7 protein-coding genes are annotated in these 6,668 nt (G+C 68.6%); 5 read left to right on the forward strand and 2 right to left on the reverse strand.

Annotated elements, in window-relative coordinates; translation table 11 throughout:
- Together VJ655_RS14120 and VJ655_RS14125 are read left to right on the forward strand one after the other, a co-directional pair.
- A partial coding sequence (locus tag VJ655_RS14120) for an efflux RND transporter permease subunit (RefSeq protein ID WP_324112100.1) occupies positions 1-2,430 on the forward strand: 2,430 nt, incomplete at its 5' end.
- A gap of 2 nt (positions 2,431-2,432) precedes the next feature.
- On the forward strand, positions 2,433-3,836 hold the full coding sequence (locus tag VJ655_RS14125) for an efflux transporter outer membrane subunit (protein WP_324112102.1): 1,404 nt from the start codon (positions 2,433-2,435) through the stop codon (positions 3,834-3,836).
- A gap of 162 nt (positions 3,837-3,998) precedes the next feature.
- Here the strand turns inward: VJ655_RS14125 and VJ655_RS14130 are convergent, their stop codons facing one another.
- The gene (locus VJ655_RS14130) at positions 3,999-4,487 is read right to left on the reverse strand and encodes a lipocalin-like domain-containing protein (RefSeq protein ID WP_324112104.1); all 489 of its coding nucleotides are present in this window, start codon (positions 4,485-4,487) and stop codon (positions 3,999-4,001) included.
- Between the two features lie 90 nt (positions 4,488-4,577).
- Here VJ655_RS14130 and VJ655_RS14135 point away from each other — a divergent pair, with 90 nt between their 5' ends.
- Both VJ655_RS14135 and VJ655_RS14140 read left to right on the forward strand, forming a co-directional pair.
- A complete protein-coding gene (locus VJ655_RS14135; RefSeq protein WP_324112106.1) occupies positions 4,578-5,168 on the forward strand; it encodes a CGNR zinc finger domain-containing protein in 591 nt (196 codons plus the stop codon).
- A 157-nt stretch (positions 5,169-5,325) separates the two neighbouring features.
- Entirely contained in the window at positions 5,326-5,484 is a 159-nt protein-coding gene (locus tag VJ655_RS14140) for a hypothetical protein (protein ID WP_324112108.1), read from the forward strand.
- Between the two features lie 104 nt (positions 5,485-5,588).
- On the opposite strand, the gene VJ655_RS14145 is transcribed toward VJ655_RS14140, so the two are convergent.
- Positions 5,589-6,056: an Lrp/AsnC ligand binding domain-containing protein gene (locus tag VJ655_RS14145; RefSeq protein WP_324112110.1), complete on the reverse strand. Its 468-nt coding sequence runs from the start codon at positions 6,054-6,056 to the stop codon at positions 5,589-5,591.
- 437 nt (positions 6,057-6,493) lie between these two features.
- On the opposite strand from VJ655_RS14145, the gene VJ655_RS14150 reads away from it, so the two are divergent.
- Positions 6,494-6,668 (forward strand): hypothetical protein (locus VJ655_RS14150; RefSeq protein WP_324112112.1); only part of this gene is annotated, 175 nt, incomplete at its 3' end.

The following is a 6,668-nucleotide window of genomic DNA, read 5'->3' on the forward strand; positions in this document are numbered from 1 at the left end:
TTCCAGGCGATCCTGCTGCGCACCTCGGCCCAAGGGAGCGAAGTGCGCCTCGGTGACGTCGCGCGCATCGAGATCGGCGCCGAGAACTACGGCACCCTCGCGCGCTACAACGGCCAACCGGCCGCGGGTATCGCGGTCAAGCTCGCCGCGGGCTCCAACGCCATCGCGACGGCGACCGCGGTGCGGGCGAAGCTCGACGAAATGCAGCGCTTCTTCCCGGCGGGCGTGAAGGTCGTCGTCCCCTACGACACGACCCCCTTCGTGAAGATCTCGATCGAGGAAGTGGTCAAGACGCTGATCGAGGCGATCGCGCTGGTCTTCCTCGTGATGTTCCTGTTCCTGCAGAACATCCGCGCAACCCTGATCCCGACGATCGCCGTGCCGGTCGTGCTGCTGGGCACGTTCGGCGTGCTGTCGGCCTTCGGTTATTCGATCAACACCCTGACCATGTTCGGCCTGGTGCTGGCGATCGGCCTCCTGGTCGACGACGCCATCGTCGTGGTCGAGAACGTCGAGCGCGTGATGAGCGAAGAGGGGCTCTCCCCCAAGGAGGCCACCCGCAAGTCGATGAACGAGATCACCGGCGCCCTGATCGGCATCGCGCTGGTGCTGGCCGCGGTGTTCGTGCCGATGGCCTTCTTCGGCGGCTCGCAAGGCGTGATCTACCGCCAGTTCTCGATCACCATCGTCTCGGCCATGGCCCTGTCGGTGATCGTGGCCCTGATCCTGACGCCGGCCCTGTGCGCCACCCTGCTGAAGCCGGTCGAGGCCGGCCATCATGACCAGAAGACCGGCTTCTTCGGCTGGTTCAACCGCAGCTTCAACGACATGTCGTCGCGCTACCAGGGCTCCGTCCGCGGCATCCTTGGCAAGAGCGGCCGCTGGATGGCGGTCTACGCCGCCATCATCGTGGCCATGGGCCTGCTGTTCGTGCGCCTCCCCAGCGCCTTCCTGCCGGAAGAGGACCAGGGGATCATGATCACCCTCGTCCAGCTGCCCGCGGGCGCGACCGAGGAGAAGACCCAGGCCGTCCTGACCCAGGTGCGCAAGCACTTCCTGGAGGACGAGAAGGACGCCGTGAAGTCGGTGTTCACCGTCTCGGGCTTCAGCTTCAGCGGCGCGGGCCAGAACGCCGGCCTCGCCTTCGTGCGCCTGAAGGACTTCGAGGAACGCAAGGCCGCCAAGCTCAAGGCCCCGGCCGTCGCCGGCCGGGCCATGGGCGCCTTCAGCCAGATCCGCGACGCCATGGTGTTCGCGGTGATCCCGCCGTCGGTCCCGGAGCTGGGCACCTCGTCGGGCTTCGACTTCCAGCTGCAGGATATCGGCGGCGTCGGTCACGAGACGCTGATGCAGGCTCGCAACATGATGCTGGGCATGGCGTCCAAGGACCCCAACCTCGTCGGCGTCCGGCCCAACGGCCAGGACGACACCCCGCAGCTGAAGATCGAGGTCGACCAGGCCAAGGCCGGCGCCATGGGCCTGACCACCGCCGACATCAACAGCGCGCTCAGCGCCGCGTGGGGTGGGTCGTACGTCAACGACTTCATCGATCGCGGCCGGGTCAAGAAGGTCTACATGCAGGCCGACGCGCCCTATCGCATGACGCCCGAGGACCTGAACCGCTGGTACGTCCGCAACAGCAGCGGCCAGATGGTGCCGTTCCCGGCCTTCGCCTCGGCCAGCTGGACCTACGGCTCGCCGCGCCTGGAGCGCTACAACGGCCTGTCGTCGATGAACATCCAGGGCTCGCCCGCCCCGGGCAAGAGCTCGGGCCAGGCCATGGCCGCCATGGAGAAGCTGGCCGCCCAGCTGCCGCCCGGCGTCAGCTACGAGTGGACGGGCCTGTCGGCCCAGGAACGTGAATCCGGCAACCAGGCCCCGGCCCTGTACGGCATCTCGATCCTGGTGGTGTTCCTGCTGCTGGCCGCCCTCTACGAGAGCTGGTCGATCCCGCTGGCCGTCATCATGGTGGTGCCGCTCGGCATCGTCGGCGCCCTGCTGGCCACCTTCGTCCGCGGTCTCAGCAACGACATCTACTTCCAGGTCGGCCTGCTGACGACCATGGGCCTGGCGTCCAAGAACGCCATCCTGATCGTCGAGTTCGCCAAGGACCTGTACGAGAAGGGCATGGGCCTGGTCGAGGCGACGCTGGAGGCGGTCCGCATCCGTCTGCGCCCGATCATCATGACCTCGCTGGCCTTCGTGTTCGGCGTGCTGCCTCTCGCCATCTCCAACGGGGCTGGATCGGGGGCCCAGCACGCCATCGGCACCGGCGTGATCGGCGGCATGCTGTCGGCGACGCTGCTGGCGATCTTCTTCGTCCCGCTGTTCTTCGTGGTGGTCGAAAGGATCTTCAAACCGAAACACAAAGGCCATGACGAGGCCGTCGCCGCCCAGGGTGGCGAGACCCCGTCGACGGAGGCCCACTGATCATGCTGCGTAACCTCACCCTGATCCTGCTGGCCTCCACGGCGGTCAGCGCCTGCACCCTGGCGCCGGAGTACAAGCGTCCGACCCTGCCGGTCGCCCAGACCTGGTCCACGCCCGCGGCCGAGCCCACGGGCTCGGTCACGGCCGCCGACCTCGACTGGCGCCAGGTGCTGGTCGATCCGCGCCTGCAAGGCGTGGTCGACCTGGCCCTCAAGCAGAACCGCGACCTGCGGGTGGCGGTGCTGAACATCGAGAAGGCCCGCGCCCAGTACGGCGTCCAGCGCGCCAACCTGTTCCCCGCCGTCAACGGCGTGCTCAGCGAGACGCGCAGCCGCACGCCGGCGGCGACCTCGCAGACCGGCCAGGGCGTCGACATCGAGACTTACAGCGCCACGATCGGCTTCACCGCCTATGAGCTGGACCTGTTCGGCCGCGTGCGCAGCCTGAACCAGCAGGCCCTGCAGAGCTTCTTCTCGACCGAAGAGACCGCCCGCTCGGTGCGGATCAGCCTGATCGCCGAAACGGCTAACGCCTGGCTGACCCTGGCCGCCGACCAGGACCGCCTGGCCCTGGCCAGAAACACCCTGGCGACCCGCGAGGAGTCGCTGCGCCTGGTTCAGCGCCAGGTCGACGGCGGCGTCGGCTCGCTGATGGACCTTCGCAACGCCCAGACCCTGGTCGAGACGGCGCGCTCGGACGTGGCGACCTACACCGCCCAGGTCGCCCAGGACCGCAACGCCCTGACGCTGCTGGCCGGGACCGACCTGCCCGCCGACCTGCTGCCCTCGGGCGGCGTGGCCTCGGTGAACATCCTGGCCGACCTGCCCGCGGGTCTGCCGTCGGACGTGCTGGTCCGCCGTCCCGACGTGCTGGCCGCCGAGCACACCCTGCGCGGCGCCAACGCCAATATCGGCGCGGCCCGCGCGGCCTTCTTCCCGCGCATCAGCCTGACCGGCTCGACCGGCGCGGCCAGCGGCGACCTGGACGGCCTGTTCAAGAACGGTACGGGCGCCTGGAGCTTCATCCCCCAGATCAGCCTGCCGATCTTCGCCGGCGGGGCCAATGTCGCCGGGTTGAACAGCGCCAAGGCCAGCCGCGACATCGCCGTGGCGACCTACGAGAAGACGGTGCAGACGGCGTTCCGCGAGGTGTCCGACGCCCTGTCGGTGCGCGCCACGGTCGCCGATCGCGTCGCCGCCCAGGAGCGCCTGGTCACGGCCGCCACGGACAGCCAGCGCCTGTCGCAACAGCGCCGCGACGCGGGACTCGACAGCGCCCTGACCCTGCTGGACAGCCAGCGCACGCTGTATTCGGCCCAGCAAGGCCTGATCACCGCGCGCCTGAACCGGGCGACGAACCTGGTCACCCTCTACAAGACCCTCGGCGGCGGCGCGCCCGCAGTCTGAGGTTTTAAGCCTTCCCCGGCGAGAGCCGGGGAAGTTCGCCGACCATCATCCCCCCCCCCGGTGGTCGCGAACGGAGGGGGCGCGCTCCTCCCCCCATCCCCGGAGCCGCCCCTTCCCCCCTTTTCCAGGATATTGGAGGCCCGAGGCGCTCGCCGCCCTGGCCTACCGTTCGCGCCGCCATTCCGAGATCGGCGTGGCGCCGTCCGGCGCGGTCGGGACGCGATAGCTCAAGGTGTCGCCGTCCTGCGTATAGGCCCGCCGCTGGGTCGTCCCTTCCCAGTTCTTGAACGACGCGCCCTCGATCTTGAACAGCAGCTGGTGAGCGGCCTCGTCGATCGCGATGGTTCCGTAGTGGGTGGACGATCCCAGCACCGCCTCGGCGTAGTCCTCGGGCGTCCCGCGCTTCTTGTCGCCCGAGGCGAAGCTGGCGCGTTCGCTCTTGAAGATCTGCAGGCCGTAGCGCCCGGCGGCGTCGACGATCAGCCGCCCCTTCGGCGCCGACCCATAGTCGCGCTCGCGCGCTCCGGCGGGCGTGATCCGGTCGGCCGCCGTGAGGGTCCAGGTTCCCGCCAGGGGGAAATCCGCCGCCCGCGCCACGCCCGTGATCGCCAGGACCGGCGCCAGGACCACCGCCATCATCGTCTTTCGCATCTCACACCCCATGTAACTCGTTTGATAGGTTACTGGCGCAAACTCGGCGAAGGCGGCTAACCTGTCAATCCGGTTTCCCAAGAGCGTTTCGTGACACCTGCCCCGCTCCTTTCCCGGCCCGAAGAGACCCGCGACGGCTTTCGCTTTCGCGGCGGTCGCCTGCCGCTCGACCTGCCGGCCACCCTGGCGGGACGGATCAGCGGCCAGCATCGCGAGGCCCTGGCCACCCCCGCCGATCTCGACCGCTGGCTGGTCGCCGCCGGCCTTTCCGAGACCGCGCCCGGGTCCGACGCCGGAGACCTTTCGGCCGCCCGGACGCTGCGCGAGGCGTTGTTCGATCTGGCCATGGCCCGCGCCGAGGGGCGTCCCCCGCCGGAGGCGCCGCGCCTGGCGCTCAACGGCTTCGCCGCCCTTCCCGCCGCCGCGCCCTGGCTGGACGCGGCCGGCGGCGTGCAGCTGAAAGGCGGTGTCCGCGCCCTGCTGGCCAGCGTGGCCCGCGAGGCGGTGCTGCTGCTGGGCGGCCCCGAGGCCGCGCGGATCCGCCAGTGCGCCGGAGCGTCCTGCGCGATCCTGTTCCTCGACACGTCTCGCAAGGGCGACCGTCGCTGGTGCTCGATGAGCGCCTGCGGCAACCGCGCGAAGGTCGCCGCCTATCGGGGTCGAGAGAGCCTTTCCGGCTGAGGCCCAAGGCCAAGCTTCCCCGATCCGGGGAGGCGGGCCGGCCAATCGTTACACTTTGGTAACCTTCCCGACCAAACGTTTGCACGTTAATCACGACCGTCGAACCCGAAAAACCGAACCGGGATCAGGCGGAGTTTCAACGCCGATGAGAGCCTAGATGACGCCCGAGTCCAAACAAGCAAACCACCTGATCGGGATCGCGCTGGCCACCCTTCTAGCCTTGGCCGCCGCCGTGTCCGCCGTGCTCAACCCCACCGACCTGAACGGTCGCCCGCTGTCGCGCGAGACCGCGCCGACGGCCGAGGCCCGCCTCTAGGGCATTTTCCGACGAAGTGGACGCCCGTTCGTCGTCAGAAATACGCCAAAACAAAAGACCGGAGCGTTTCGCCGATCCAGTTGAATCGGTGAAACGCTCTAGCCCTACAGAGGCAGCTGCACCGTGCTCTTGACCTCCTCGAGCACGGCGTAGGTGCGGGTCTCGCGCACCCCCGGCATCTTGACCAGGATGTCGCCCAGGAAGTTGCGATAGGCCTCCATGTCGCGCACGCGGGCCTTGATCAGATAGTCGAAGCCGCCGGCCACCATGTGGCACTCCAGGATCTCGGGCGCGCGGCGCACGGCGGCGGCGAAGTCCTCGAACACCTCGCCGGTCGTGCGCTCCAGGACCACCTCCACGAAGATCAGCAGCGCCCGGTCGACCTTGGCCGGATCCAGCAGCGCCGCGTAGCCGGTGATGTAGCCGCGCTCGCGCAGACGGCGCACGCGGTCGAAGGTGGCCGCCGGCGAGAGGTTGCAGCGCTTGGCCAACTCGGCGTTGGTGATGCGGCCGTCGGCCTGCAGCACCTTGAGGAGCCGACGATCGGTGTCGTCCAGAGCGGAGATGGCCATATCGCAATTACACCGAAGAAGCTTCGAAAAATACCGCCCACAAACGGAGCACCTTCGACAAGCTTAGCGATACACCCTCGATCGTTCCAGCCCCGCCGGCGCCGCCCCTCCTCAACAGGCGCCTGTGGGACGGCCAGCCCGTTTGGAACATCGCGACGCTCGCCCCTCTCCCCCTAACCGGGCGTCGCATAAGGGTGTGGCAGCCGAAAGTGGTTGCCCGCTCTTGAGAGGAAGGGACGCAAGCGTCTCCCCCACAAAGCGTCCCTTCCTCCCTCCCCTTTTCCAGAGCATGCTCGTCCGCGCCGCCCTCCTTGCTGGAGCAGGCGATCATTTTTCCGCGCCTTCGCCGAAGAACGAACGGCGTCGCGAGCCAACAAACGAAGCACCTTTGGCCGAAGTCGAGTTAGACCGATGATATTCTAACGACGGGAAGCGCCATGACGGACTGGGACAGCCTCGACGACGGCAAGTATCGCGATGAAGCGGCGGTGATCGCCGACCTGCTGGCCGCAAAGCCCTTGTCGAGCGAGGACCGCGCCGCCGTCCGGGCCGAGGCCGAGGCCCTGGTGCGCGGCGCGCGCCGCAGCGTCCGCAAGCAGGGCGTGGTCGAGA

The sequence above is a fragment of the Caulobacter sp. genome, assembly GCF_035254145.1.
In the GTDB taxonomy this organism is placed as follows: domain Bacteria; phylum Pseudomonadota; class Alphaproteobacteria; order Caulobacterales; family Caulobacteraceae; genus Caulobacter.